This window comes from Paenibacillus thiaminolyticus (assembly GCF_007066085.1).
GTDB lineage: Bacteria > Bacillota > Bacilli > Paenibacillales > Paenibacillaceae > Paenibacillus_B > Paenibacillus_B thiaminolyticus.
Genome location: NZ_CP041405.1, coordinates 2,668,464 through 2,694,818, shown reverse-complemented (window position 1 = coordinate 2,694,818; position 26,355 = coordinate 2,668,464). Strand labels below are relative to the sequence as shown.

At 52.5% G+C, this 26,355-nt stretch carries 26 protein-coding genes, 1 pseudogene and 1 riboswitch; of the genes and pseudogenes, 23 read left to right on the top strand and 4 right to left on the bottom strand.

The annotated features are described in order from the left end of the window. Positions 1-46 precede the first annotated feature (46 nt). Positions 47-907 carry a MurR/RpiR family transcriptional regulator gene (locus FLT43_RS12110; RefSeq protein ID WP_006676852.1) on the top strand — a complete coding sequence of 287 codons (861 nt, stop codon included), beginning with the start codon at positions 47-49 and terminating at the stop codon, positions 905-907. 757 nt (positions 908-1,664) lie between these two features. On the opposite strand, the gene FLT43_RS12105 is transcribed toward FLT43_RS12110, so the two are convergent. Both FLT43_RS12105 and bluB read right to left on the bottom strand, forming a co-directional pair. Further along, complete coding sequence (locus FLT43_RS12105; protein ID WP_087444676.1) at positions 1,665-2,594, bottom strand: manganese-dependent inorganic pyrophosphatase; 930 nt, start codon at positions 2,592-2,594, stop codon at positions 1,665-1,667. A gap of 494 nt (positions 2,595-3,088) precedes the next feature. Continuing rightward, the gene (bluB, locus tag FLT43_RS12100; RefSeq protein WP_087445392.1) at positions 3,089-3,730 is read right to left on the bottom strand and encodes a 5,6-dimethylbenzimidazole synthase; all 642 of its coding nucleotides are present in this window, start codon (positions 3,728-3,730) and stop codon (positions 3,089-3,091) included. Between the two features lie 270 nt (positions 3,731-4,000). Beyond that, a riboswitch (adenosylcobalamin (AdoCbl) riboswitch) is annotated at positions 4,001-4,152 on the top strand. A gap of 383 nt (positions 4,153-4,535) precedes the next feature. On the opposite strand from bluB, the gene FLT43_RS12095 reads away from it, so the two are divergent. From FLT43_RS12095 to FLT43_RS11990, 22 genes are all read left to right on the top strand, one after another. Beyond that, a complete protein-coding gene (locus FLT43_RS12095; protein WP_087444677.1) occupies positions 4,536-5,678 on the top strand; it encodes a 1-propanol dehydrogenase PduQ in 1,143 nt (380 codons plus the stop codon). A 198-nt stretch (positions 5,679-5,876) separates the two neighbouring features. Beyond that, positions 5,877-6,230, top strand: a complete 354-nt coding sequence (locus tag FLT43_RS12090; RefSeq protein ID WP_111156031.1) for a BMC domain-containing protein — start codon at positions 5,877-5,879, stop codon at positions 6,228-6,230. A gap of 11 nt (positions 6,231-6,241) precedes the next feature. Then, the gene (locus FLT43_RS12085; protein WP_087444679.1) at positions 6,242-6,673 is read left to right on the top strand and encodes a EutP/PduV family microcompartment system protein; all 432 of its coding nucleotides are present in this window, start codon (positions 6,242-6,244) and stop codon (positions 6,671-6,673) included. Between the two features lie 47 nt (positions 6,674-6,720). After that, positions 6,721-7,293, top strand: coding sequence for an ANTAR domain-containing response regulator (locus FLT43_RS12080; protein WP_006676858.1), 573 nt, complete (start codon positions 6,721-6,723; stop codon positions 7,291-7,293). A 1-nt stretch (position 7,294) separates the two neighbouring features. Beyond that, positions 7,295-8,716: a sensor histidine kinase gene (locus tag FLT43_RS12075; RefSeq protein ID WP_373994956.1), complete on the top strand. Its 1,422-nt coding sequence runs from the start codon at positions 7,295-7,297 to the stop codon at positions 8,714-8,716. Positions 8,717-8,853: 137 nt separating this feature from the next. After that, positions 8,854-10,284, top strand: a complete 1,431-nt coding sequence (gene eutA, locus FLT43_RS12070) for an ethanolamine ammonia-lyase reactivating factor EutA (protein WP_087444681.1) — start codon at positions 8,854-8,856, stop codon at positions 10,282-10,284. A gap of 47 nt (positions 10,285-10,331) precedes the next feature. Continuing rightward, complete coding sequence (locus FLT43_RS12065; RefSeq protein WP_087444682.1) at positions 10,332-11,696, top strand: ethanolamine ammonia-lyase subunit EutB; 1,365 nt, start codon at positions 10,332-10,334, stop codon at positions 11,694-11,696. 165 nt (positions 11,697-11,861) lie between these two features. Then, a complete protein-coding gene (gene eutC / locus FLT43_RS12060; protein WP_373994957.1) occupies positions 11,862-12,665 on the top strand; it encodes an ethanolamine ammonia-lyase subunit EutC in 804 nt (267 codons plus the stop codon). Positions 12,666-12,704: 39 nt separating this feature from the next. Further along, positions 12,705-13,358 (top strand): ethanolamine utilization microcompartment protein EutL, encoded by a 654-nt coding sequence (gene eutL, locus FLT43_RS12055; protein ID WP_087444684.1) that lies wholly within the window; start codon positions 12,705-12,707, stop codon positions 13,356-13,358. Between the two features lie 11 nt (positions 13,359-13,369). After that, positions 13,370-14,044: a BMC domain-containing protein gene (locus FLT43_RS12050; RefSeq protein WP_087444685.1), complete on the top strand. Its 675-nt coding sequence runs from the start codon at positions 13,370-13,372 to the stop codon at positions 14,042-14,044. A 30-nt stretch (positions 14,045-14,074) separates the two neighbouring features. Further along, positions 14,075-15,541, top strand: a complete 1,467-nt coding sequence (locus tag FLT43_RS12045) for an acetaldehyde dehydrogenase (acetylating) (protein WP_087444686.1) — start codon at positions 14,075-14,077, stop codon at positions 15,539-15,541. Positions 15,542-15,676: 135 nt separating this feature from the next. Next, positions 15,677-15,964, top strand: coding sequence for a propanediol utilization microcompartment protein PduA (pduA, locus tag FLT43_RS12040; protein ID WP_006676866.1), 288 nt, complete (start codon positions 15,677-15,679; stop codon positions 15,962-15,964). A gap of 146 nt (positions 15,965-16,110) precedes the next feature. Next, positions 16,111-16,908, top strand: coding sequence for a cobalamin adenosyltransferase (locus FLT43_RS12035; RefSeq protein ID WP_087444687.1), 798 nt, complete (start codon positions 16,111-16,113; stop codon positions 16,906-16,908). Between the two features lie 10 nt (positions 16,909-16,918). After that, a complete protein-coding gene (gene eutD, locus FLT43_RS12030) occupies positions 16,919-17,554 on the top strand; it encodes an ethanolamine utilization phosphate acetyltransferase EutD (RefSeq protein ID WP_087445393.1) in 636 nt (211 codons plus the stop codon). A 24-nt stretch (positions 17,555-17,578) separates the two neighbouring features. After that, on the top strand, positions 17,579-18,280 hold the full coding sequence (locus tag FLT43_RS12025) for an ethanolamine utilization protein (RefSeq protein WP_087444688.1): 702 nt from the start codon (positions 17,579-17,581) through the stop codon (positions 18,278-18,280). A gap of 16 nt (positions 18,281-18,296) precedes the next feature. Further along, positions 18,297-18,575 (top strand): EutN/CcmL family microcompartment protein, encoded by a 279-nt coding sequence (locus FLT43_RS12020; RefSeq protein WP_087444689.1) that lies wholly within the window; start codon positions 18,297-18,299, stop codon positions 18,573-18,575. Next, positions 18,568-19,113, top strand: coding sequence for a BMC domain-containing protein (locus tag FLT43_RS12015; RefSeq protein WP_087444690.1), 546 nt, complete (start codon positions 18,568-18,570; stop codon positions 19,111-19,113). The genes FLT43_RS12020 and FLT43_RS12015 overlap by 8 nt, the downstream gene beginning before the upstream one ends. A 120-nt stretch (positions 19,114-19,233) precedes the next feature. Next, the gene (gene eutH, locus FLT43_RS12010; RefSeq protein ID WP_087444691.1) at positions 19,234-20,343 is read left to right on the top strand and encodes an ethanolamine utilization protein EutH; all 1,110 of its coding nucleotides are present in this window, start codon (positions 19,234-19,236) and stop codon (positions 20,341-20,343) included. Between the two features lie 475 nt (positions 20,344-20,818). Then, positions 20,819-22,117, top strand: a complete 1,299-nt coding sequence (locus FLT43_RS12005) for a hypothetical protein (protein ID WP_087444692.1) — start codon at positions 20,819-20,821, stop codon at positions 22,115-22,117. A gap of 32 nt (positions 22,118-22,149) precedes the next feature. After that, positions 22,150-22,665, top strand: a complete 516-nt coding sequence (locus FLT43_RS12000) for a hypothetical protein (protein ID WP_087444693.1) — start codon at positions 22,150-22,152, stop codon at positions 22,663-22,665. A 284-nt stretch (positions 22,666-22,949) separates the two neighbouring features. Further along, positions 22,950-23,489, top strand: coding sequence for a shikimate kinase (locus FLT43_RS11995; RefSeq protein WP_244194364.1), 540 nt, complete (start codon positions 22,950-22,952; stop codon positions 23,487-23,489). Then, positions 23,486-24,799, top strand: a complete 1,314-nt coding sequence (locus tag FLT43_RS11990; RefSeq protein ID WP_087444695.1) for a serine hydrolase domain-containing protein — start codon at positions 23,486-23,488, stop codon at positions 24,797-24,799. Before FLT43_RS11995 ends, FLT43_RS11990 begins: the two co-directional genes overlap by 4 nt. A 101-nt stretch (positions 24,800-24,900) precedes the next feature. Here FLT43_RS11990 and fba read toward each other — a convergent pair whose 3' ends face one another. Further along, on the bottom strand, positions 24,901-25,755 hold the full coding sequence (gene fba, locus FLT43_RS11985) for a class II fructose-1,6-bisphosphate aldolase (RefSeq protein ID WP_087444696.1): 855 nt from the start codon (positions 25,753-25,755) through the stop codon (positions 24,901-24,903). A gap of 71 nt (positions 25,756-25,826) precedes the next feature. Continuing rightward, a pseudogene (locus FLT43_RS11980) lies at positions 25,827-26,326 on the bottom strand (aldehyde dehydrogenase family protein). Between the last annotated feature and the right edge of the window lie 29 nt (positions 26,327-26,355).

Below are 26,355 nucleotides of genomic sequence, written 5' to 3'. Positions count from 1 at the left end.
GGTTACCGGATAGCATTTTTCCCATTGGCAGTCAGGAGGAGGTACCATGTCTTCACAGGTTCCGGCGGTCATCGCAAAAATTGTATCGCAAACGCAAAAATTAACATACGGCGAAAATCAAATCGCCAATTTTGTTATACACAATCCGGAATTCATCACCCGTAACACGATTACGGCGATCGCGAATGAAATCGGCGTATCCGAGACAAGCATCAACCGTTTTTGCAAAAAGGTGGGCTTCAAAGGGTTCAACGATTTTAAAATCGCGTTTGCCCAGGATGCGTTTTACCGGGATATGCAGGCCAAGAAGAAAGAGAGACGCGAGATTAACGTCATTGATGCGCTGGCTCTCGACTATAACGAGCTGATCGTCAACACTTCGGCTCTTATTACAGAAGATCAGCTTCATCAAGTGGTCGAGCTGTTGAAGGGGGCGCGCCGAATCGTCCTCATCGGCTTGTTCGATTCGTTCCTCGCGGCCATGGCATTGAAGAACCGGCTCGCGATTATCGGCGTTCATGCCGATGCCATCAACGATAGCAGGGAAATGAAAATCGCGGCCTCCCAATGCGGTCCCGAGGATGTCGTCATCGCCTTCTCGCGTTCGGGTTCGACGCGGGAGATTATCGATGCCGTCTCCATCGCGCAGGTCAATCAGGCCAAGACCGTGGCAGTCACCTGTTATGACTCATCGCCGATTACGGAAAATGCGGTGGTTGATATTATTGCGCCGGATAAAATCTCGGTCAATAACAGCGCTTTTATGTCCAACCATATCACGTTTCTGTTTGTCGTCGATCTCATTATGAGCGTTTTCATTTCATCGGATAAGCAGTATTTGAAGAAAAAGCTGGACAGCGAAGGGATATTGGCCAGCGATCAGTCGATAACGAATTATTTTCTGTGATTTTTGGAAAAGGCGCTCTTGTCACGCAAATGCGTGGCGGGGGCGTTTTTTTAATAAATTTATGATCCGCCGCATAAAAAATGAATCGCCAAAAGCCCCCATGGACATTCTCAACGGCCTGATTTACGGGATACAAGAGACGGTGTTGGAACCTGGGGGAGTCATCGCCTTCTGGAGATATCGTTGCCTTTCTGGAGACATCGCCGTCTTCTCGAGGCATCATCGCCCCCTGTGGCTTGAACGTGTGGAGGGAATTGCTGCCATTTTACAGGAATTTCGGTTCAATGACTCCACATTGCGAGGAAATGCTGCGCATCTACATCATTTTAGTGCCTTTTGCTCCGAACCGAAGGGAATCGGGGGAAATTCCTGTAATTTTGCAGGATTCCCTTTCTGGTAGAGTCGTCCATATCGAATTGCTGTATTAAAGCAGGATTTTGCTTACCAAACAGGCTTACCGAATCGACGTGTCCCACTAGATCAGGATGAGAATGCCCTTCTGGGCTTATATGTACGTTATCCCAATGGGACAGGATAAGATGTCCTTCTATTTCTTATTACGCAGGAACAACAACTTTTTCCACATCTATTTGTACCTCGTTCCATCCAGGGAAGCTATCTGATGCCCCCTTGCCGATCTGGCGGTGATGTCAATGCAAGTAGGGGAGGAAACAAAACGGCGGGCCGCACTGGTAAGCGCGGCCCGGTCCATTGGGTCCACATCCGGTGGCTTGTCCTAATATCCGGCTGTGGGGATTTATTTGCTCAATGTGTCTGTCAGCACAGGCACGATTTGCTTCTTGCGGGATACGACACCTTTCAGGAGCGCGGTGTTGTTCTCCAAGCTTACATTGTATGCTTTCTCGACGGCATCCGACTTGGAGCCGAGCGCAATGGCGACAGAATTGCTGTTCAAAATATCGGTGACGACGAACACGAACAGGTCAAGGCCTTTCTTCGCGATCATGTCGGACAATGCCGCTTCCACTTCCGCTTGGCGAGACAGCACATCGTTCACGTCCACCGCGTTCACTTGCGCGATCTCCACCTTCGCGCTGCCCATGGTGAATTCCTTCGCGTCGAGCGAGAGCAGCTCCTCGATGCTCTTGTCGCTCAGGTCCGCACCGGCTTTGAGCATGTCCAATCCGTACTTCTCCGCATCGACGCCGGCGATAGCGGCCAGCTCGCGGGCGGCAGCCACGTCTTGCTCCGTGCAAGTCGGGGATTTGAACAGCAGCGAATCGGAAATGATGGCAGACAGCATCAGGCCGGCAATATTTTTGCTCATCGTCTTGCCGTTCTCTTTATACATTTTGTTCAAGATCGTAGCGGTGCAGCCAACCGGCTCTGCGCGGTAGTACAGCGGACCGCTCGTCTCGAAGTTCGCAATGCGGTGATGGTCAATCACTTCCAGCACCTGAACTTGATCAATGTCGTTGGCGCTTTGCTGACGTTCGTTATGATCGACGAGAATAACGCCGTTCACTTCGTTAGCCACGGTCTCTACCAGGCGCGGCGCTTCCGCTTGGAACGTATCCAGGGCGAACTGCGTTTCCCCGTTCACGCTGCCGAGGCGAACCGGCTCGACATCGAAGCCCAATTGTGTTTTCAAATCTGCATATGCAATGGCGGAACAAATCGTATCTGTGTCTGGATTTTTATGTCCGAAAATGAGAACTTTTTCCATGATGTTTACTCCCTTACAACGATATACTGGCGAGAAAATTATACCTTAGAATCCATTTAACAATCAAGGTTACAGCGGATGGCAGGCAAGATGATCGCAAAATCGAAGCCGCGATTTTAGCCATTTTCAATTCCAAACCCTTTTGTCAATACCCGGCGAATAATGAACAATTCTACTGGCCTTACCATCACATAGGAGTAAATAGTAACCTGAATCCGTGATCTTTGTTCCTTGAAAATGTGGGGAAATGAAAGGAATTAGCAGGATAACTGCTGCAGCAAACCAGTTGCTGGAGGAAAAAGTACCGCTATGACGGCTTAGGGGCAGAAGCTGTAGGAAAGCTACAGCTTCTGCCTGGATCGTTTGCACGAGAAGCACAGCAACGGACAGGGCGGGGGGCTATTCCTGTACCCGTAATATGTTCTAAATTGCCCAGAACAAAGCCGATGACAAGTAACAAGCTAAATAACTATAGCTTGTTACAATCCATTCGCTTATTGTTCTCCCCATTTATTATGAAATATTAGATTTTCAAGAGATTTTCGTTTTTCCCACTTCACTTGTTCTAAAATGGGAGCAGAAGGGTAGTCGTCCGTATATCCAATGGAAATTAAAGCAACAGGGTCAATGTGCGGAGGTATTTGCAAAATATCTCGAACATCATTTTTTTTGTAAAAACTTACCCATCCCATGGCTAAGCCTTCTACACACGCCGCTAACCACATATTTTGGATTGCACATGCTGTAGAGAGAATATCCGTCTCCGGAATCGAATTTCGTCCTAGTACATGCGAGCCCCCGCTTGTTGGATCACAGGTGACACAGATCGTTAAGGGTGCCTCTTTAATTCCTTCAATTTTTAAACTTAAAAATTGGGTAGCGCGCTCTTCTTCGTAATGAATCGCCAAAGCTCGTCTTTCTTTTTCTGTCGCCCAAGCTAATCTCTCTTTGACTTCCATAGAATCCACGATAATGAAATTCCATGGCTGCATAAATCCTACAGAGGGTGCATGGTGTGCCGCTTGTAAAATTCGGTCGATAATCTCTTTTGGTACAGGATTCGGAAGAAAATTCCGAATGTCTCTTCTTTTATAAATGACATTATAAACGGCTTCTTTTTCGATCTCATTAAACATGTGATGCGCCTCTTTCATTCTTTATCGTGTCTCCATCATCCATTGTAGCTATCCTTTGATAATGTGGATTTTTTCTTTCTCTACGATATCATAGGTTCCACATATTCGACAAATTACATCAATTTTCTACTTAGGCGCTTGACATTTTCATCACATTTCGATGTAAAAGTACCGGTACTTCTTGTAGTAACATTTCTGATTGATCGCGCCCTCTTGCCAATCCCCTTTTTTGTGCTATAATGGTGTCGAATGGACGACCATTCACGTCATGCACAACAGAAGAAGTTATAGGCAATGGAAGTTTGGTGCAAATCCAACGCGGTCCCGCCACTGTGATAGACCGAATTCACGGTCTTAAGTCAGGTCTTTTGCCTAGTAACTTTGAAGGACCAGTCATTTCGAGGCGAAAGTGGCTGGTTTACGAGTCTAGTGACGATAACCGCCTCGCTAGGCTTTTTTTAGGTTCCAGGAAGGCAGCCGACGCTGATGTCGGCACAGCCGGGTGGTCGCCGCCGAACAGATACGATGACGTATAGCTTAGGAAGCAGGGACGTTCTTCAAGGCCGAGGAACGGATGCACAATGGCGTGCAGGTCCCTTTTTTTACTGCCTGCCGATAGCGGCAGCCGTGATCGGGCGGGTTGACGAATGTCCGGTTGACGGTGTAGAGTGATGGTAGACAATTGAATGATGACGAGTTGCACAATGGCGTGCACCTATATCATAAGCGAAGAGGCTTTTAAAGGAATCCGTTCTTTTAAAAGTCTCTTTTTTTATTGCGAACTACTTCATTGGAGGTGCCTGTTATGGACAAAATATCGATGAAAACCGACATTTATCTGGGGCAAGGCGCGTTGGATCGCCTGATGGAATGGCGGAATCAACGAATCTTCATCGTCACCGACCCGTTCATGGTCAAGTCGGGGATGATTAACATGCTGTTCGAACGGCTGCATGAGAGCAATGAGCAATACATTTTCAGCAATATCGTGCCCGATCCGCCAATCGAGATCGTGACCGAGGGCGTGGAAGCGCTTGGCGCGTTCCAGGCCGATCGGATGATTGCGATTGGCGGCGGATCCGCGATCGATGCGGCCAAGGCGATGAAGATTTTTGCCCAAAAAATATTGAATCAGCACAATATGCCGTTCGTGGCGATTCCGACAACGAGCGGAACGGGCTCGGAAGTGACGTCATTCTCCGTGATCAGCGATAAGAAGAAGAACATTAAGTACCCGCTCGTGTCTGATGACATGCTGCCGCAGGAAGCGATTTTGGACCCGGAATTGGTCAAGAGCGTGCCGGACTTCATTACCGCCGATACGGGGATGGACGTCCTGACTCACGCGATCGAGGCCTATGTGTCCACCAAAGCGAATGATGTGTCCGACGCTTTGGCAGAGAAGGCGATCAAGCTGGTCTTTGCGTATTTGCCGCGAGCGCACAAGGACGGGAACGACCTGGAGGCGCGGGAGAAAATGCACAATGCCTCCTGTCTGGCGGGCATGGCGTTCAATATCGCGTCGCTTGGCCTCAATCACGGCATCGCCCATGTGGCCGGAGCGAAGTTCAAGATTGCGCACGGGCGCATGAATTCGCTGCTGCTGCCGCATGTGATTGAATTCAATGCCGATTACAAGCCGGGCTACGGCAAAGAGGAAAGCAATGCCGCGGCGGTCAGATATGCCGAAATTGCCAAGATATTGGGACTGTCGGCACCGAATCCGAAGAGCGGCGTTCGCAGCCTGGTTCAAGCGATCAAGCAGCTGCAGAAGCAATTGCGCATGCCGCAATCACTGCGGGAATGCAACGTGGACGAAGCGCTGCTGGAAGAGATGAGCCCATCGATTGCCGAAGGAGCGCTCAAGGACGGCTGCACGGCCACGAATCCGCGCGTTCCGGCCGCTCCTGACGTTGTCGAAATTTTGAACAAAATGTTTCAATATTAAGTAATCAAATAAATACCATGCGTGTTCAGGTTGACAACGTTTGCAGCTACAAAGTATAGTAAAAGTAACACAAAGGCGTGTTGCATACGATCAAAGCGAAGAGGCTTCTTAAAAATTCCACGTGAACTTTTAAGGGGTCTTTATGTTTTTTTATGGCTATTTGATGTTGTTTCTCACAAAGAAATGAGTGATGAGAGTATGGACCAACATAACGAAAAGCAACGCGTCATTCAGGAGTACGTGCCAGGGAAGCAGGTCACATTGGCTCATATTATCGCGAACCCGAACCCGGATATTTACAAGAAGCTGGGATTGGGGAGCGAAGCGCAGGATGCCATCGGCATTATGACCATCACGCCAAGCGAAGCCTCCATTATTGGCGCGGACATCGCGACCAAGGCGGCCGGCGTGCAGATCGGCTTCGTTGACCGCTTCAGCGGATCGCTCGTCATTACAGGCGATGTCTCATCCGTGGAGTCGGCCGTGAACGAAGTTCTGCTGGGCCTGCATAACATTCTTGGCTTCTCGGCTGCGAAGATTACGAGAACGTAGGAGAAGCGCACATGAAGACCATCATTTTCGCCGGCAGCACCGGCTCGGGCAAGACGACGCTGTGCCAATGGCTGCATGGCCAAGAGATTGCTTACAAAAAGACACAAGCTGTGGAGACCTTCGACCAAGCGATCGATACGCCGGGGGAGTGCATCGAGAACCGTTATTTGTACAAGATGCTGCTTGTCTCGAGTGTTGACGCCGATGTCATCGGGCTTGTGCAAGATTGCACAAAAGAAGAAAGCTATTTTCCGCCGGCCTTTGCGACGGTCTTCGCCAAGCCGGTCATAGGAATCGTGACCAAGACAGAGCTCGCCCGGACGGATGAGGATATCGCGCAAGCGAGAGCTTATTTGCAGGCGGCGGGCGCAGAGCGCATTTTCGAGGTCTCGACGATGGAGAACGTGGGAGTGGAAGCTCTTCGGGCATACTTGGAGGAGTAGGCGGTTAGCCAGATACAAGCAAATATCGACATTGAGGTGCATGATACATGAATGGAAAAATTGTAATAGTCGACGACGAACCTATTACAAGAATGGATATTCGTGAGATGCTGGAAGAGGCGGACTACAACGTAGTAGGCGAAGCTTCTGATGGGTTTGAAGCCATCGAATTATGCAAAAAGCATCTGCCCGACCTGGTCATCCTGGATGTTCAAATGCCCATTCTGGATGGGTTGAAGGCGGGTAAACGAATCATTTCAGAGCAGCTGGCGGGCGGAGTTATTCTTCTGACCGCATTCAGCGACAAACAGACGATTGAAAAAGCAACCTCTATCGGTGCGCTTGGTTATCTGGTGAAGCCGCTCGATGAAAAGTCGTTCATTCCCATGGTTGAAGTGACCATAGCCAAAGGCAAGGAAATACGCAAGCTGGAACAAAATCTATCGAAGCTGTCGCAGAAGATGGAAGAGCGGAAAGCAGTGGAAAAGGCGAAAGGGATTCTGATGAAGGAAAATGGCTGCACCGAAGAGGAAGCCTATCAGACCCTGCGCAAACTCAGCATGGATCGACGGTGTCCGATGATCGAAATTGCTACAACCATCGTCATTTCCTATGATTGAGATCAAAGAACGGATTCGGCGGCTGTGCAAGCGGCACACGGCACTGACGGAGTCGGATATCGTCCGGCTGACGGAGATAGCCGAGTCGTTCGAATCGTCCGAAGTGAAGGATGATGTGTTCATCGATGTCCTGTCCGGCGTGGGCAATGAGGCGATTGTGGTGTACCACCGTCGTCCGGATGACGGCAAATCGCTGTATCAGCGCCCTGTCGAGGGCGAGAAAGCGCTGCGCGAGAACGAGCCCGGCGTTCTGAGGACGCTGGAGACCGGAATCATGTCGCAGGGTCTCATCGCCAACACGCAGGAAAATCATCTCGTCCGGCAGACGGTGTATCCCATTAAAAACCAAGACGGCGTCATTGCGGTCGTCATCTATGAAAAAGATGTGAGCGACAATATTCAAGCCCACTTCAATGTCACGGGATCGCAATACGAAGACGGCGAGATGTCCTCGATGCTGACCGCCATGCTGCGGTTCAAGGATTCGATCATCAATCAGCTGGAGGATGCGGTTCTCGTCTTCGACAAGCACGGATTTTTGAAGCTGAAGAACAAGAAGGCGGAAGCCTATTACCGCAAGCTTGGCTATTTGGAGGATATTCAGGGCTTGCATTATGATAATCTGTCGCTGGATCAGACGATTTTCTCCGACGTGATGAAGCAGTACTCCACCTCTCCTTCCTGTCCGCTGACGACAGATGTGAAGGTAGCGGGCTCTTATTATCAGGTGAAGCGGTTGTTCATTGCGGAGCGGGATCTGTGCATCGGCGTCATCCTGCATGACGTGACGGAGATCAAGCACAAGGAAGCAGAGATTGTCTCCAAGTCGGTGGCTATCCGCGAGATTCATCACCGGGTCAAGAACAATTTGCAGACCGTGGCGTCGCTGCTCCGCATTCAGGCGCGGCAGTGCGACAGCCCGGAAGCCAAAAAATGCTTGAACGACAGTGTCAGCCGGGTGCTCGCCATTGCGGCGACCCATGAACTGTTGTCGACGGAGATCGATGCGCAGGTGGACCTGCTTGACGTCATACGGCTCATCGCTTCGAATATCGAGCGCTGCTTCGTCGATTGCAACAATGTCAAAATCAACATTGCTGCTTCGCAAAGCATCTGCCTGGACAGTGATCGCACGGTAGCGATCGCGCTCATTGTGAGCGAGCTGGTGCATAACAGCTATGAGCACGCGTTCGGGGATTGCTGCTCGGACGGCACGATTACGGTCAACGCGCAGCTGGATGGCGGGTTGGTCACCGTGGTCGTGGCGGATGACGGCGTTGGCTTCTCCGTGAAGGACGGTTCCACCAAAAGCTTGGGATTGTCCATCGTCCGCAGCTATGTGAAGGACAAGCTGAAGGGCAAGCTTGACATCGAGTCCGGCCCGTCGAGAGGCACGACCGTGGCGTTCACCTTCAAAAAATAATAATGAATCGGGCTACAAGGATGTAGTTCCGTAAGCAAAGAGGCTTAAGGTTACCCATTCCCGTCAAGCGGGAGGGGGATATAACTTTAAGCCTTTTTGCGTGCATATATGTGTATCAAGCGATGGGGGGGAGAGACGTGAACGAGCAATTGCTAAGCGTTGGCATCGATATGGGAACCTCGACGACCCAGCTCGTGCTGTCGAAGCTGCATATTCAGAACCTGGCATCGTCCTTTTCGGTGCCCCGCTTGGTCATTACGGACAAAGAAGTGGTCTACCGGAGCGATATCTGCTTCACGCCCGTGCTGGCGGACAACCGGATCGACGCCGGGCAAATCCAGACGTTCGTGCAGGAGCAGTACCGGAAAGCCGGCATCCGCAAGGAAGAAATCCAGACCGGCGCCGTCATCATTACCGGCGAGACGGCCCGCAAGGATAACGCCAATGAAGTGCTGCAGTCGCTAAGCGGCTTCGCCGGAGACTTCGTGGTCGCCACCGCAGGCCCGGACCTGGAAAGCATCATTGCCGCCAAAGGCGCGGGGGCCCATACGTATTCCAAAGAGCATTCGACGTCCATCGTCAATATCGACATTGGCGGCGGGACCAGCAATCTGGCCTTGTTCGCTGATGGGGAGCTGCTGGACACGGGATGTCTCGACATCGGGGGCCGCCTGATCAAGGTCGACCAACGGACGCACGAGATTACGTATATCGCGCCGAAGATCAAGCGGCTCGCGGAACGAAGGGGATTGCAGTTGGCCCTTGGGCAGCAGGTGACGCCGGCCGCGCTGGAGCCGATCATCGGGGAGATGGTGAAGCTGCTCGAGGAAAGCGTCGGGCTCCGGCCGCCGGGTGATTTCTACGACACGATCGTCACTAACAAAGGGCTGAAGCTGGACCGGGACATACCGTGCATTTCCTTCTCTGGAGGGGTGGCCGATTACGTGTACCAGGAAGCGTCGGGCGATGTGTTCCAGTATGGAGATATCGGAATCCTGCTTGGGAGAGCGATCGCCGCTTCCCCGTTGAGGCAGCAGATGACCGTGGCGCGATCGGCTGAGACCATCCGGGCCACCGTCGTGGGGGCCGGTTCCCATACGACCGAGATTAGCGGAAGCACGATTACCTACACGGAAGAGAGCTTCCCGATCAAAAACATTCCGATTCTGAAGCTTGCGTCGGCGGATGAATCGGGGGGCGCCGAGGCGCTGGCCCAGGCTATCGCCGACAAATTGAACTGGTTCAAGCTGAACAATGATCTGCAGCGGGTCGCCATTGCTTTGGAAGGGAAGAAGAGTCCAAGCTTCCAAGAGGTGCAAAAGTATGCGCACGGATTGCGCGAAGGCATGGCGGAGCTGTTGGAAAGGGAGTACCCGCTGATCGTGATTGTCCATCACGATATGGCGAAGGTGCTGGGACAGACGCTGTACGCCCTGCTGGATTACAAGAAGGATGTCGTCTGTATCGACAGCGTGCAGGTCGACAACGGCGACTATATCGACATCGGCAAGCCGATTGCGGAGGGCAAGGTATTGCCAGTCGTTATCAAAACGCTTGTGTTTCATTAATCGAGGTTGAACCAATCCATTGGGTGCATTTGAAAGGAGGAGCTTTTGTGATTTTAAAAACGAGACTGTTCGGCCGCACCTATCAGTTCAAAACGCTGATGGAAGTGATGGCCAAAGCGAATGAAGAAAAATCGGGGGATATGCTGGCTGGACTCGGGGCCACGTCTTCGGAAGAGCGCGTGGCCGCCAAGGTGGTCCTGTCCCAGATTACGCTGAAGGACTTGCGCAACAATCCTGCGGTTCCTTATGAGCAGGACGAGGTTACCCGCATTATTCAGGATCAGGTCAATGAGCGCATTTACAGCGAGATTCAGAACTGGACTGTGGAAGAGCTGCGGGAGTGGATTCTGGACGATAACACGACCGAACAAGACATCAAGCGCGTATCCCGCGGGCTGACCGCCGAGATGGTGGCCGCGGTGGCCAAAATTATGTCTAACCTCGACCTGATGTACGGGGCGAAAAAGATTCGGGTGACGGCTCGCGCCAACACGACGATTGGCCGTCCGGGCACGTTGTCGGCCCGCCTGCAGCCGAACCATCCGACCGATGATCCGGACGGCATCATGGCTTCCCTGATGGAAGGCTTGACGTTCGGCATCGGGGACGCGGTATTGGGGCTCAATCCGGTGGATGACTCCGTCGAGAGCGTAACGCGCGTCTTGAAGCGGTTCGAGGAGTTCCGCCAGAAGTGGGAGATTCCGACGCAGACTTGCGTGCTGGCCCATGTCACGACCCAGATGGAAGCTGTCAAGCGCGGAGCGCCGACCGGCCTTATCTTTCAATCGATCGCCGGCTCGGAGAAAGGCAACGCGGCATTCGGCTTCAACGCCGCCACGATCGAGGAAGCGCAGCAGCTCGTGCTGAAGCATGGCCAAGTGTCCGGTCCGGACGTGATGTACTTCGAGACGGGCCAAGGCTCGGAGCTGTCTTCCGAAGCGCACCACGGAATCGACCAGGTGACGATGGAAGCGCGCTGCTACGGCTTCGCCAAGCGGTTCAACCCGTTCCTCGTCAACACGGTCGTCGGGTTCATCGGACCTGAATATTTGTACGACGCGAAGCAGGTTATCCGCGCCGGGCTGGAGGATCACTTCATGGGCAAGCTGACGGGTATCTCCATGGGCTGCGACGCTTGCTACACGAACCATATGAAGGCCGATCAGAACGACCTGGAAAATCTGGCGGTGCTGCTGGCGACGGCAGGGTGCAACTTCTTCATGGGCATCCCGCATGGCGACGATGTCATGCTGAACTATCAGACAACCGGTTATCACGAGACCGCGACGCTGCGTGAATTGCTTGGCCTGCGTCCAATCCGGGAGTTCGAGCAGTGGATGGAGAAAATGGGCTTCATCGAAAATGGCAAGCTGACGAAAAAAGCCGGAGACGCGTCAGTGTTTCTCAAGTGAGGAAAGGGGGAAGCTCTCATGAATGAAAAAGACCTGAAATCGATGATTGAATCGATTCTGAACGAGATGGTAGGCAACACGCCGGGGGAAGCCGCCAAGCCGGCCCAAGCCGAGGCGCCTGTCCAGCCGCAGACGGCGGTGTCCGAGCCGGTTCCTGCCGCGGCCATGCAGATGGCGCTGCCTGAGGAAGAGGAAGCAGACAGCGGAGAATGTCTGGACGATATTACGGAGATCGACCTGCGCAAGCAGTTGCTCGTTCCTGAACCGGCCGATCGCGAGGGCTATTTGAAGATGAAGGAAAAAACGCCGGCCCGCCTTGGTGTATGGCGTGCGGGCCCGCGCTACAAAACAATTACGTCGCTGCGGTTCCGCGCTGACCACGCCGCCGCCCAGGATGCCGTATTCTCTTACGTGTCCGAGGATTTCGTGAAGGAAATGAATCTGGTGGCGATCGAGACGATGTGCCGGGACAAGGATGAATACATTACCCGGCCGGATCTGGGGCGCCAGTTCTCCGCAGAGACGATTGAATATATTAAGCAGCACACGGCCAAGGGCGCCAAGGTGCAGATGATGGTCGGCGACGGCCTGAGCTCGGCCGCGATTGAAGCCAATCTGCGCGACATCGTGCCGGCGATTACCCAAGGTCTCAAGATGTATGGCATCGAGACCGGCAATATTTTGTTCGTCAAGCATTGCCGCGTGCCATCGATGGATGTCATCGGCGACGTCACTGAGGCTGACGTGGTCTGCCTGCTGGTCGGGGAACGGCCGGGACTGGTTACGGCGGAATCGATGAGTGCCTACATCGCCTATAAGCCGACGGTCGGCATGCCGGAAGCGCGGCGCACGGTCATTTCCAACATCCATTCGGGCGGAACGCCTGCGGTGGAAGCGGGCGCGCATATCGCTGAATTAATTAAGACGATGATTGACCGCAAAGCATCGGGGATTGATCTGAAACTCTAGAGGAAGTTCTCGCAATTATAAAATCGCAAGGAGGCTCGTATGAGAAACGATCCGATTCATGCCAAGGTGTTAGGCGTCAAGCTGATTTCCAACGTAAGTCCGGATCTGGCTGGCACGCTGGAGCTGAAGCCGCATCATAAAAGCCTGGGGATCCTTACCGCCGACATTGACGATGTCACCTATACGGCCCTGGACGAAGCAACTAAAGCGGCTGCTGTCGATGTTGTCTATGCGCGAAGCATGTACGCCGGTTCGGCTAATGCTTCGACGAAGCTGGCGGGCGAGGTCATCGGGATATTGGCCGGTCCCAGCCCGGAGGAAGTGCGCAGCGGCTTGAGCGCTGCCGTTGATTATATCGAGACCGGCGCTCATTTCGTTAGTGCCAATGAGGATGACAGTATCACGTATTTCGCCCATTGCGTCTCCCGTACAGGAAGCTATTTGTCCCAGACCGCCAACATCAAGGAAGGGGAAGCGCTGGCGTATCTCATCGCCCCGCCGCTGGAAGCGATGTATGCGATCGATGCGGCGCTGAAGGCCGCCGATGTAACGATGGCCGCCTTCTTCGGCCCGCCTTCCGAGACCAACTTCGCCGGCGCCTTGCTGACGGGCAGCCAGTCTGCCTGCAAGGCGGCATGCGACGCGTTCGCGGACGCTGTCCAGTTCGTCGCCGATAACCCGGCGAGCTATTAAGGTAGCGGCCCATGAGACATAGCGCGTTAGGGTTGGTGGAAGTCAGAGGCTATCTGGGAGCCATCGCCGCGGCGGATGCCGCCTTGAAAGCGGCGAGCGTCACCTGCATCGGCGCGGAGATCGTCAAGGGCGGATTGGTGACGGTCAAGCTGAGCGGCGACGTCGGCGCCGTGCAGGCTGCCGTGGAAGCGGGAGCCGAGGCGGCGAAGCAGTTGAATGTTCTGCTGACAAGGCATGTCATTGCGCGTCTCCATGAGGAGACGGCCGCCATGGTGGCGGGCCCGGTTGACGCCGACGCCAATAAGCCGCAGGCTGCTGCCGAGGAGGCAGCCCCCTCCGGAGACGAAGCGCCGGCGGGCGAGGAAGCCGCGGCGGCGTCTTCAGCCGCTGAGGAAGCAACGGAAGCTTCTCCCGCGCCGGAAGCGGCTGCGGATGAGGCTAAGGTGACCGCCGCAGCGCCAGCAGGGGAGGCCGCCGCGGCAAGTAAGGCGGAAGCCGCGGTCCAACCGGATTCCGGCCGGACCGGAAGCGTGTCTGCGCCTGCCGCCAAGGCCGAAGTTACTGCGCCGGCTGATACGAAGGCAAGCGCGCAGGCAAGCCGCAGCGAGGCACAGACACCGCGCACAGAGCCGGCCGTCACGCCGGCAGCGAAACGAGCGAAGAAAACGAAAAAAGCTACCTCGTAACAAAAAAAGTAACAGAGAGAAGGAGTATTGATGGAAACATTGGATAAGGATCTGAGATCCATTCAAGAAGTCCGGAATCTGATTAAAAAGGCCAAAGAGGCGCAAGCCCAACTGGCCACGATGTCGCAGGAGCAGATCGACGCGATTGTCAAAGCGATCGCCGATGCCGGCTATCAGAACCGTGAGAAGCTGGCGAAGATGGCCAATGAAGAAACAGGCTTCGGACGTTGGCAGGACAAAATCATCAAGAACGCATTCGCTTCGAAGCAAGTATATGATTCGATTAAGGATATGAAGACGGTTGGCGTCCTGAAAGAGGACAAAGCGCATAAGGTGATGGAGGTGGCCGTGCCTGTCGGCGTTATTGCCGGCCTGATTCCATCCACCAACCCGACATCGACCGTAATCTACAAAGCGCTCATTGCGCTTAAAGCCGGGAACAGCATCGTCTTCTCCCCGCATCCGAATGCGCTGAAGTGCATTCTGGAGACGGTGAAGATTATTAGCGAGGCTGCCATGCAGGCAGGCTGTCCAGAGGGCGCGATTGCGGCCATGACGGTTCCGACGATTCAAGGAACCGATCAATTGATGAAGCATGACGATGTCGCCTTGATTCTCGCTACCGGCGGAACCGCTATGGTCAAAGCAGCTTACTCGTCCGGCACGCCGGCCATCGGCGTCGGCCCGGGCAACGGCCCTGCCTTTATCGAGAAGAGCGCGAACATTTCGCTTGCGGTCAAGCGCATCATGGATTCCAAGACATTCGACAACGGCACCATTTGCGCCTCGGAGCAATCCGTCGTCGTCGAAGCCTGCAGCAAGGATGCGGTTATCGCTGAATTCAAGAAGCAGGGCGCGTATTTCCTCTCCGCAGAGGAAGGCGCACAGCTTGGCAAATTCATTATGCGGGCCAATGGCACGATGAACCCGCAAATCGTCGGCCGCAGCGTAGAGCATATCGCGAAGCTGGCGAACCTGAATATTCCGGCGGGCACGCGCGTGCTGATTGCCGAAGAGACCCGCGTCGGCCGCAACGTTCCGTATTCGCGCGAGAAGCTGGCTCCAATCCTGGCGTTCTACACGGAAGACAGCTGGGAAGCGGCGTGCGAGCGCTGCATCGAGATTTTGAACGGGGAAGGCGCCGGACATACGATGGTTATTCATTCCGAGAATGAAGAGATTGTCCGGGAGTTCGCTCTGAAGAAGCCGGTATCCCGCTTGCTGGTCAATACGCCGGGAACACTCGGCGGCATCGGCGCTACGACGGCGATTGCACCGGCGCTTACGCTCGGCTGCGGCGCGGTCGGCGGAAGCTCGACATCCGACAACATCAGCCCGCTCAATCTGCTCAACATCCGTCGCGTCGCTTACGGGCTTAGAGAAATGGAAGACCTGGCTGAGAAGCCGGCAGCGCAGACCGAAGCGGCAAGCATCGATCTGAGCGACAAAGAGCAGTTGATCAATATGATCGTCAAACGCATCCTGGCAGAAATGTAATTCGGGAGGTAGTTCAAAAAGACGATTTTGATCACGATGTGATACTGAAAGCAGCTCGGCATCGAATCTTTAAGCTAACCTGGTTTTTCACAACAATTCATATAAACCATACAACTCATTAGGAGGAATTTAATCATGGCAAACGCAAACGCATTGGGAATGGTAGAAACTAAAGGTCTGGTAGGCGCAATCGAAGCAGCAGACGCAATGGTCAAAGCAGCTAACGTTACTTTGATCGGCAAAGAGCAAATCGGCGCAGGTCTCGTAACCGTCATGGTTCGCGGGGACGTAGGTGCAGTCAAAGCGGCAACCGACGCAGGCGCGGCTGCAGCGGAGCGCGTGGGCGAATTGCTGTCCGTTCACGTTATCCCAAGACCACACACGGAAGTGGATGCCATCCTTCCTAAGACAAAAGCGGAATAATAACCGATTCCGGACAAGCCTGAAGGGGAAGAGGGAGCGGAGATGCGGCTTCTGCCGTATCTGCCTCCCCGCCTGACGGCCCATCGCTTAGCGGCGCGGACGCCCGCGTGTAACCAAAGATGCACGCAATAAAAGGATGTGAAAACATGGCTGTGATTACGGAAAGCGAGCTGCGCAAGCACTTTCGGAATCAGAATCTGAAAGAGGTTGCCGTATATGAGGCTCCGACGGGCGCGATTCTGACCCCTTCCGCCAAAAGCTTTTTGAGCGATCATCAGATTGAGCTTCGTTATGTGGGAGCCCCCGCTGCAGACAGCCCGGCGCCCAAGAAGGAAGTTAAGCTTCAAATCACCAAAAACTTGGACACTAAGCAAGAACCGGCCGAAGGAAAAAAACGTTTCCGTACGCTGTACGGCGGTTTTCTGGAGACGAAGCCCGAGCATATGACCCATTTATATGGCAATATGCTTGTTTTTAAAGATCATCCCCGGATTTTATTCCGCGGCAAGCTGGATTCATTGGAAACCAAAATTTTAGAAGCGCAAATCAGCTGCTTTAAGCTGAACATGACCAAGCTGGTCGACGATTTGGAAGAAATTTTACAGTTCGTGCGAAAAATCGTGCGCTGTGAAGTGTTGAACGAAAGCATAGAGGAATTTCATTTGCTTGGGATGACACCGAAGGAATTGCGCGAGCAGTCCCATTTTCCCAAGAAATACTTTGGATTGGAACATTTTCAACCCAGCTATGATATGGGCGAAGCGGTTGTTGTTATAAATGCGTTGCGCACATTGACGAGGGAGACGGAGCTGCTGGCTTACCAAGCCTTCAAAACGGAGCACGGAGGCGCCGAGCGCGAAGACATCATTCGGACGCTGAACCGGCTGTCTTCATTGTTCTGGATCATCATGTTCCGAATCCGCGTAGGACAGTACAATTCTTGAGGTGAGAATGGTGGATAATCAACTGGTAGAAAGCATCGTGAATGAAGTGGTCAAGCGGGTGCGGGATGAAGCCTGCATCGAAATCGAAGCATCCGGCAAGCATGTGCACTTGAACCGGGAAGCGATTGATGCGCTGTTCGGCCCAGGCTATCAACTGACGAAGGCGAAGGATCTGTCTCAGCCCGGACAATACGCTTGCAAAGAGCGCGTTACGCTGATCGGGCCGAAGGGCGCCCTGCATAACGTCGTCGTGCTCGGCCCGGAACGCAAGGAATCGCAGGTCGAGGTCTCGCAGACGGATGCCGTCGTGCTTGGCATCTCTGTTCCCGTCAGAGAGAGCGGCAAGCTGGAGGGAACTCCGGGCATCGTCATCGCTTCGGGCAGCAATATGATCCGGCTGGAGCGAGGCTTGATTGCCGCGCAGCGCCATATTCACGTGAAGGCGGAAGACGCCGCCACATACAACGTGGAGAACGGCGAAATCGTGCAGGTGAAAGTGTACGGCAAGCGTCCGCTCATCTTCGATGACGTGCTGGTGCGGGTGAGCCCGAATTATGAAACGTACATGCACATCGACTATGACGAGGCGAATGCTTGCGGCTTTGTGAAAGGCACGAAGGGCAAGATTGTGAAAAAGACCAACTAGGACTAGGTCTAGGAGTGTGAAATTATGAACATGGAAGCTCCGGATCGGGCGGCACTGATTGAAGCGGTCGCGGCCGAAGTATTGAAAAGGCTGCGGCAGGCCAGCGAAGCCGAGCCGATCGCATCCAAGAAGCAAGCGGTCCTGCTGGCTGCGGAGCCGGCTCCGGCATTGGAGAGCGTCCTCCAGCCGCATTATGACGTGTGTTATTACGACGAGTCGCTCCGAGACTGCGATTTGCTCCTCATTCCGAAGACATGCATCCAGCTGTTGTCCAACCTGGCCAATGGCATTAGCGCAGGCCCGCGCGAGCGATTCGTGCTGACGCTGCTGTTGAAGGGAAGGAAGGTTGTCTTGCTGGAGGACGGGCTGGCTTACCGGAAATACAAGCCGACAGCGCCTGTCCTGCTGTACAAGCTGTACGACGGCATGGTGGACAAGCTGCGCAGTTATGGTATCCATGTGGTGAAGCAGACGGAGCTGCCGCTGGCTTGCCTGGAAGACGGAGGGGCGGCGATTGTGCCCCAAGCTGACCGCGGAGCGGCGTATGCGGATTCTGATGCGCCTTCCCAGCTGGAATCTCTGCACGGCAAAGTCATTACCGAAGCCGAGCTCAAAAAATGCCGTCTCCAAAACCGGACAGAAATCGTAATTGATCGGCACGCGATTATTACGCCGTTGGCGCAGGATTACATGCGCACGCAGCAGATGCGGGTGCACAGAAGATAACGGGCGAGGTGAACCTATGATCGTGGGAAAAGTGGCGGGCAGCCTGTGGGCTACCCGTAAAGACAATAAGCTGAACGGACTGACTTTTCTGGTGGTTAAGCCGTTATCGGTGGACGGCGCGCCGGTTCAGCGCGATCCATTTGTCGCCGCGGACAACGCGGGAGCAGGCATCGGCGACACGGTGCTCGTCACGACGGGAAGCGCTGCCCGGGCATCGCTAGCCACTGCGGATGTGCCCGTTGACGCAGTCATCGTGGGCATCGTCGATTCGATCGAGGTGGCCCGCCATGAGTAGCGCGATTGGCGTGGTAGAGCTTCGCAGCATCAGCAAAGGATACGAAACGGCGGATCGCATGCTGAAGACCTCACCCGTGGATGTGCATCATCTGAAGCCGATCTGTCCAGGCAAGTTCCTCATCATTATGAGCGGCGATACTGCTGACGTACAGGCGGCGATGGATTCCGCGAAGGCGGAAGCGGGTGAATTCCGGATCAGCGATTTTATGCTGCATGGCGTTCATCCCGGTCTCGTGGATGGCTTGAAGAAGCGCTATTCTTCCGAACCTGTGGACGCCGTCGGAATTATGGAGACGTCAACGGTCTCTTCCGGGATTTATGCGTTCAACGAGGCTTTGAAGCAGTGCGATATTTATGTGAAAAGGATGAACCTCGGCATGGCGATTGGCGGCAAGTTCCTCGCCGTGTTCACGGGAAGCGTGAGCGACGTGGAACAAGGGATGAAGGTGATCGCCTCCTCCATGGATGAAAAGCGGATTGTTCATTGCACCGTGCTTCGTTCCCCGAGCGAGGAAATCAAACAGCATTTCCGATAGGCAGTTCAAAAAGCCGGCTTTTGACGTAAATACCGCCTTTTTGAACATTTCCGATATACCGTTCGATACGAACGCTAACACGCAATTCAACACGCATACTAAGAATGGAGGAGCACGTTCGTGGAGATTAACGAAATCATCATTTACGGCATGGTTATTTTCATGATTCTCGGCGCCATCGACAAGTGCATCGGTTACAAATTCGGGCTTGGCCATCAATTCGATGAAGGACTCATGGCCATGGGCTCGCTCACACTGGCGATGGTCGGGATCATCTCGCTGTCTCCCGTGCTGGCCAAGCTGTTAAGTCCGATTGTCGTCCCGTTGTACAGCGCGCTGGGAGCAGACCCCGCGATGTTCGCGACCACGCTGCTGGCCAATGACATGGGCGGATTTTCATTGGCGCAGGAATTGGCGAAGACTCCGGAAGCCGGCTTGTTCGCCGGTACGATTCTTGGCGCCATGCTGGGGCCGACTATCGTATTCATCATCCCGGTTGCGCTTGGCATCATTAAGAAGGAAGACCACAAATATTTGGCTACCGGCGTATTGGCCGGCATCGTCACGATCCCGATCGGTTGCTTAATCGGGGGATTGGCGGCAGGTTTTTCGATTACGATGATTTTGTCCAACCTGGTGCCGATTCTGCTGTTCGCCCTGCTTATCGTGCTTGGCTTGTGGAAGTTCCCGCAAGGCATGATCAAAGGCTTCACCATCTTCGGACAGTTCATTGTTATCGTCGCGACGCTGGGACTCGCAGCTGGCATTACGCAGCAGTTGACAGACATCACGATTATTCCCGGACTCGCGCCGATTGAGGAAGGAATCAAGATTGTCGGCGACATTTCCATTGTATTGGCGGGCGCCTTCGCGATGGTCTTTGTTATCACGAAGGTGTTCAACAAGCCGCTGATGAAGCTGGGCAAGATGCTCGGCATGAACGAGATTGCGGCGGCAGGCATGGTCGCCACGCTCGCCAACGTCATCCCGATGTTCGGGATGATGAAGGACATGGATGCCCGGGGCAAGGTTATCAACGTGGCCTTTGCCGTGTCCGCGGCATTCGTATTCGGCGATCACCTCGGCTTTACGGCGGGGGTCGCTAAGGACATGATCTTCCCGATGATCGTCGGGAAGCTGGTAGGCGGCATTACAGCCATTTTCGTAGCCGTATATTTGGCGAAGAAAATGGCGCCGGAACCGAACGAAGGGCAGCAGGAGGCCGCGTAAGGCCAGGATTGCCTAGCAAGTAGAAAGCCTAGGTAACCGCTGCTCGGTTGTGTAACGTTTTCTCTCAATACTGAGCTCTCATATATATATTGGATGCCCCGCAGGCCGATTGATCGGCTGCGGGGCTTTTTTTGCAAGAAAAAGAAAGGGAAACTCCACAGCAGTTGCAGTTCAACGCAAGCGGCCTGCTGCTTCGTCTCTGTTCGCAATAGAGCAATTCCGTGCCTCGAAATGATATTCTCTGTATATATAGGACTGGGTACCTATTGTTTATTGGAAAAAATATGAAATAATTAAAATAACCAAAATTATAAAATGTTTACATATCGGTATGACTGCCACGACTTGTTCATCACCTCATCGCTATCATAGAGCCAACTAGATCCCCCTTTAACGCTAATTACAGCATGCCAAGAGACAACTAACTGCTTAGGTATTTTTGTTTCACAACAATATGAAATGGAGGAATTTTTGAATGAGGAGTAAGTCGATAGTTGCTGTTTTCATGGTCATAACATTGCTTGCATCATTACTTTCGACCAGTGTATTTGCTGAAACTACAGAGGTTGACAACGGATTAGCTGTAAGTTCAACAAAGCTACTTCCGCGCAGCGATGTCATGAAGATCGTTGATATGAATCTGCAAGGATATTTAAGTACGGATATCCAGACCCAAGGCAAGACACTTACGGCTTCTGAAGACTTTATTCCGTTGTATGATTTGCAAAATAATATGTTTGCCTATATGGTTCCTCTCTTGGAAAATGGAGAAGATATCGGCTACATGACCGTAGGGGCTATTGAAGATGGATATGCTACCTACAATATTTTGATTGAAGATAATATTATTTCCAACATCCTCAGCAAACTGAATGAAACGAACGCTTCCGACGCAGGTTCCGCTCAGCTCGTATTTATACCGCCAATGCAGTATATATTAAAAAGAGAAATGAATCAAAGCGTGCAGTATTTTGATATAACGAATATAAGGCAAATTCATGAAGTAACAAATACTATTGAGAAGAATCAATCCGTTATTCAAGATGCTTATAAAAACATCAGAAATGAAGAAAATAGAGAACATATGAGGAACTTGCAACAGGCAAGTCCTAGCTACTCGACGCTTGCAGCCAAAGAAGACGTCAGCTTATATTCGGAACGGACGTATGGAAATTTTGTTCCGATAGAGTATTCTAATGGTGTGTATAGTTATGGAGGCAACCAAAATTGGTGGGATAGTGGCAGTAATCAAGCAGAACGGGGATGTGGCCCTGTTGCTGCTGCTAATATTACCAATTACTTAGCTAAAATTAAAGACTCTAGGAAGTATGGGAAATTATACAGCGGAAACACATGGTCATTGTCAGACTTTATGAAGCATATGAATACTTTATACGATTATATAAATCCGGGTATGTTTGGTGAAGTGTCTGTTAGCGACTTTGCTTCTACAGTGGAACGTTACGCCAAGGATAAAGGCGTTACCTTGAGCCGGGTTACGGATAACTCTTCTTTTACATTGGATAATACTGCGAACTACATTAAAGCAGGGTTGTCGATTGATTCGCCTGTGGCCACACTGAATACAAAAAAATGGTCGAATTATGATTATGAATGGCATTGGATGACGATAACGAAATATTACAGAGATCCTAATGACAACCGATGGATTGCCGTGTCAACTTGGGGAAAACGTCATAGTATCGATTACCGGGTTCATTTTGACGCAATGAAATACGGTTGGTGGCAAGGCGGATTGATGTACTTCGAGTGACGCCTCTATGCAGTGCCATGAAGGGTTGTGTGATGGCGAATGAAGGTGGGGTTATGAGAAAGCGCTTCTGGGTTTGTTCACTCCTTGCGATTGTCCTGCTAGCAAGTTGTATGAGTTATAAAAAGGTAACTTCACCGCTTGTGGATGAATTCCGGCAACGCATGCTCGATCATTACAGCGGAATAGATCATATGGAAGTCATGTTTGCTCCAACGGAGCTGCAATTTGTATACACGATGAAGAAGCAATATCAGGAGACAGAGACGAAAGAAATATATCTGGACACGAGGAAGTTTGTTACAACACCTAGTGTGTTCAACGAAGTCATAGAGGGTCAATATTTTGAAGCCTATAAATTCGCAAAAAAGGCAAGAGAGTACCCTCGAATCTCTATCAGCTTTGATATCGATGGGGATAAAGTAAGTGATTATGCTTACGAATCGGTTTATGATGAGAAAAAAGGTTCTGGCTCAGAGCACGAAGCAGATGGGTACTCTACCTGGTATTACAATAATTATAATGGAGAGCTGCCTATTGAAGTGCCGTAATTCAACGGTTCCCGACGGGAGAGGCATGGCAAGCCCGCTGCTCTGTTGTGCGACGTTTTTTCTTCATAGTAAGCTCTCTTATATATTTGATGCCCCACAGACCGAGCGATCGGCTGCGGGGCTTTTTCTGCTGATGCCGGGGCCAATCCCGACATGGAGTTGGATGGTTCCATTTAGGAAGAACTTTCCTTGATATACTGGAACAAGATGGTATACTGTACGGAACGTAACAACGGCGGGCGTAATTTCCTTGAAGAAGAGATAAAGCTAAGGAGGAAATCATCGTGTCCAATATCATACTCATTGGTCCTATACTAACGGGTAAATCCACGCTAGCAGACATTCTGTCACAAAAACTAGGATATCCGCGCTGCAGCGTAGATGATGTGCGTTGGCAATATTATGAGGAAATCGGCTACAGCAAGGAAAAGGAAAGGGAGATCCGCAGCCATAGCGGTTCAGAAGGGGTGTATAAGTATTGGAAGCCGTTTGAAGCGCATGCTGTGATAAGGATACTACAAGAACACAAGGAGCATGTCATAGACTTCGGCGGAGGGCATTCCGTATACGAAGATTCGGAACTCTTCTCTAAGGTAGAGCAGGTATTGCAAGAGGAAAGAAATATATTTTTAATCTTGCCCTCGGCGGATAAAACGGAATCATTGCAGATTTTGAACGAGAGAGAGTTCCATGCAATCAACAAGCATTTTGTTGAGCATCAATCGAACTACAAGCTGGCAAAGCATATAATTTATACCAAAGACAAAACTCCCGAGGAGTGTGCGGAAGAAATCATCTCACTCGTAAGGTGCGGAACTAAATGAATTCGATTTCTATTGAAGAACGGCTTCGCCATTGGGCAGAAGCCTATGAGCGGAACGGCTACTTGCATGGATCGATCTTGGTGGCCATGAAAGGCCGCATCCTGTTAAATGAAGGCTTCGGGATGGCGAATTGGGAGCATCAGGTGCCGAATCGGCCGTCGACGGCTTTCCGCATCGGCTCCATTACGAAGTCATTTACGGCGATGTGCATTTTTCAGCTGCATGAGCGGGGGAAGCTGAGCATAGATGATGCGATCGGCAAGTATATCCCTGATTATCCGTACGGGGAGCGCATCACGATCTATCATTGTTTGACGAACAGCTCTGGAATTCCGAACTATACCAGCTTTTCTGACTTCTGGCCGCATACAATGAGACTTCCTGAGACGCTGGATCGGTTAATAGAATCGTTCAGCGGGCTTGACCTGGAATTCGAGCCAGGCAGCCGATTCGGTTACTCCAATTCGGGCTATGCACTGCTGACGGCCATCATCGCGAACGTATCCGGTCTGTCCTATGCGGATTATGTGGAAGAGCATATATGCCGGCCGCTCGGACTGCGCCATACTGGCTGCGATGAGGGAATACAGGTGATACCAGGGCTGGCTGCGGGTTATTCCTGGTGGGAGCGGCCGATTCATGCGGCATACGCGGATATGTCTTTTCCGTTAGGAGCCTATGGCATGTATTCGACGACGGAGGACTTGCTTGCGTGGGATGCGGCATTGTCATCAGGCCGGCTGCTCAGCCGCGAATTGACGGAGAAGATGTTCGCTCCGCTCCATGGTTCGTATGCCTGCGGATGGATGATCTCGGAGCTATTCGGCCGTCGATGCGTGAATCATTTTGGAGATATTAGCGGCTATTACAGCGATTTGCTCCGCCTCCCCGATCAAGATGCGGCAATTATCGTGCTGAGCAATATGAATGTCGTTCCGGTGACGCAGGTTAGCCGGGAATTGGCGAAGATCTTATTTGAGAAGCCAGTGTCCTTGCCGCTTCCCGCTGTTCCCGTCTCTTTCACTGAGGTTGGGTCGGTAGCGGGGAAATATGCGATGGACAAGGAGCCCTTTCCTGTGCTTGATATTTCCGTCAAGCAAGGGGAGCTGTATCTGACCGTGCCGAAAATGTATGGGGTAAGTTATAAGTTCAAGCTTATCCCGGTCCATTACGATGGCAACCACGCTACCTTTGTGACCGAGATGATTCACGAACGGCTTCAGTTCTCGGCTTCTCAGACGGGTGAATTCGGGTGTGTAGAGTACACGGACTGCTGCGGAGCGCGGCATACCGCCCATCGAGTCGAGTAGAGCGGGATACGGGAGGCTGCTGGCGAACCGCGTGTGCCGCCATATACCGGGAAAGACGCTTCGCAGTCTATGGCGGCAGCAGACGCCGGACGGCACAGGCTCTACGCTTTGCCGGCAGAGCCCAGTTTGTTTATCTTTTCTTTCACTATGGCAACCAGCGCTTCCTTGGCAGGCATCATAATGGCTCTGGGCTCGCACAGAGACGGGTTTTCCTCCAGCACCGCTCGGACTGCCTCGGTCCAAGCCGTGACTAACTCCGTATTGTAGTTCACTTTCGCGTGGCCTAGTTCAATCGCCCTCTTCAATTGAGGAAGAGGAATGCCGGATGCGCCGTGAAGGACAAGCGGAATGCGCACCGCTTCTGCAATGGCCTCCATTTCCTTGAAGCCGAGCACGGGCTCGCCTTGATATTTCCCGTGAACGGAGCCGAGCGCGGGAGCGAGGGCATCGACGCCGGCTTCTCTGACCAGGCGTTCGCATTCGGATTGATCGGCATACCGGATCCCGCCGACGAGTCCGTCCTCCATCCCCCCGACCGATCCGACTTCGGCCTCGACGGATACGCCATGAGCATGGGCATAAGAGGTTACTTTTTGCGTATTGGCAATATTGTCTTGTATCGGCAGATGGGAGCCATCATACATGACCGAGCTGAACCCGGCATCAATCGCTTGCACGCATCGGGAGAAGCTGGTTCCATGATCGAGGTGAAGCGCCACAGGCACGGTAATCTCCAGTTCTTCCTTCACCGCCTTAACCATGGACGCGATGGTGGCGAATCCGCCGAGATACTCGATCATTCGATCGGAGGCCGCCAATATGACAGGAGATCGGGTTTCCTCCGCCGCCTGCAAAATGGCTTGAACCCACAGCAAACCGTTAATATTGAACTGCCCTACGGCATAGTTTTCCTTCCGAGCGCATTGCAGCATCTCTGTCATTGATACGAATGTCATTTTTGTCCCCCTCTTTGCCTAAATATAGTCTCCGCAAGGCTCCTTCTTGGCCTTAAAATACAGAACCGCCATTATTCAAATGCAGGTTTTGGATATCGTGCCGTCACGACTTTTTTCTCGTATAGAAATCGACGCTGTCTTTGCCGTTCGCGCAGCATCGCGATGAACTCGTCGGCAATGTCTTCCTCGATCGTGACGACAGCGCAAGCCATGCATCGTTCGCCGGCTGATCCGAAGGCGGCGGAGATGACATTCGTCACCGTCTCTTCCAGATTCGCATTCTTCAACACAATCGTATGGTTTTTGGCGCCGGTTAACGCTTGAACGCGTTTGAGGTTCTCGCTTCCTTTTTGAACACATATTCGCCTACTGGCTTGGAGCCGACGAAGGATACAGCTTTGACGGCAGGATGCTCCAGGATGCCGTTCACCACGTCATGCGCGCCATAGACGATGTTGAATACGCCTTTGGGCAGCCCGGCTTCCGTGAACAGCTCGACCAATTTCTCCGTCAGGAGGGGCGTTCTCTCGGAAGGCTTGAGGATGAACGTATTGCCAAGCGCGATCGCCATCGGGAACATCCAGCATAGTGGGCCGTGCC

What these genes read in the sequence shown, in the direction of transcription:
- FLT43_RS12110 (WP_006676852.1), top strand. Translation starts at nt 47, where the DNA reads ATGTCTTCACAGGTTCCGGCGGTCATCGCAAAAATTGTATCGCAAACG.
- FLT43_RS12105 (WP_087444676.1), bottom strand. Translation starts at nt 2,594, where the DNA reads ATGGAAAAAGTTCTCATTTTCGGACATAAAAATCCAGACACAGATACG.
- bluB (WP_087445392.1), bottom strand. Translation starts at nt 3,730, where the DNA reads ATGTTTAATGAGATCGAAAAAGAAGCCGTTTATAATGTCATTTATAAA.
- FLT43_RS12095 (WP_087444677.1), top strand. Translation starts at nt 4,536, where the DNA reads ATGGACAAAATATCGATGAAAACCGACATTTATCTGGGGCAAGGCGCG.
- FLT43_RS12090 (WP_111156031.1), top strand. Translation starts at nt 5,877, where the DNA reads ATGGACCAACATAACGAAAAGCAACGCGTCATTCAGGAGTACGTGCCA.
- FLT43_RS12085 (WP_087444679.1), top strand. Translation starts at nt 6,242, where the DNA reads ATGAAGACCATCATTTTCGCCGGCAGCACCGGCTCGGGCAAGACGACG.
- FLT43_RS12080 (WP_006676858.1), top strand. Translation starts at nt 6,721, where the DNA reads ATGAATGGAAAAATTGTAATAGTCGACGACGAACCTATTACAAGAATG.
- eutC (WP_373994957.1), top strand. Translation starts at nt 11,862, where the DNA reads ATGCAGATGGCGCTGCCTGAGGAAGAGGAAGCAGACAGCGGAGAATGT.
- eutL (WP_087444684.1), top strand. Translation starts at nt 12,705, where the DNA reads ATGAGAAACGATCCGATTCATGCCAAGGTGTTAGGCGTCAAGCTGATT.
- FLT43_RS12050 (WP_087444685.1), top strand. Translation starts at nt 13,370, where the DNA reads ATGAGACATAGCGCGTTAGGGTTGGTGGAAGTCAGAGGCTATCTGGGA.
- FLT43_RS12045 (WP_087444686.1), top strand. Translation starts at nt 14,075, where the DNA reads ATGGAAACATTGGATAAGGATCTGAGATCCATTCAAGAAGTCCGGAAT.
- pduA (WP_006676866.1), top strand. Translation starts at nt 15,677, where the DNA reads ATGGCAAACGCAAACGCATTGGGAATGGTAGAAACTAAAGGTCTGGTA.
- FLT43_RS12035 (WP_087444687.1), top strand. Translation starts at nt 16,111, where the DNA reads ATGGCTGTGATTACGGAAAGCGAGCTGCGCAAGCACTTTCGGAATCAG.
- FLT43_RS12025 (WP_087444688.1), top strand. Translation starts at nt 17,579, where the DNA reads ATGAACATGGAAGCTCCGGATCGGGCGGCACTGATTGAAGCGGTCGCG.
- FLT43_RS12020 (WP_087444689.1), top strand. Translation starts at nt 18,297, where the DNA reads ATGATCGTGGGAAAAGTGGCGGGCAGCCTGTGGGCTACCCGTAAAGAC.
- FLT43_RS12015 (WP_087444690.1), top strand. Translation starts at nt 18,568, where the DNA reads ATGAGTAGCGCGATTGGCGTGGTAGAGCTTCGCAGCATCAGCAAAGGA.
- FLT43_RS12005 (WP_087444692.1), top strand. Translation starts at nt 20,819, where the DNA reads ATGAGGAGTAAGTCGATAGTTGCTGTTTTCATGGTCATAACATTGCTT.
- FLT43_RS12000 (WP_087444693.1), top strand. Translation starts at nt 22,150, where the DNA reads ATGGCGAATGAAGGTGGGGTTATGAGAAAGCGCTTCTGGGTTTGTTCA.
- FLT43_RS11990 (WP_087444695.1), top strand. Translation starts at nt 23,486, where the DNA reads ATGAATTCGATTTCTATTGAAGAACGGCTTCGCCATTGGGCAGAAGCC.
- fba (WP_087444696.1), bottom strand. Translation starts at nt 25,755, where the DNA reads ATGACATTCGTATCAATGACAGAGATGCTGCAATGCGCTCGGAAGGAA.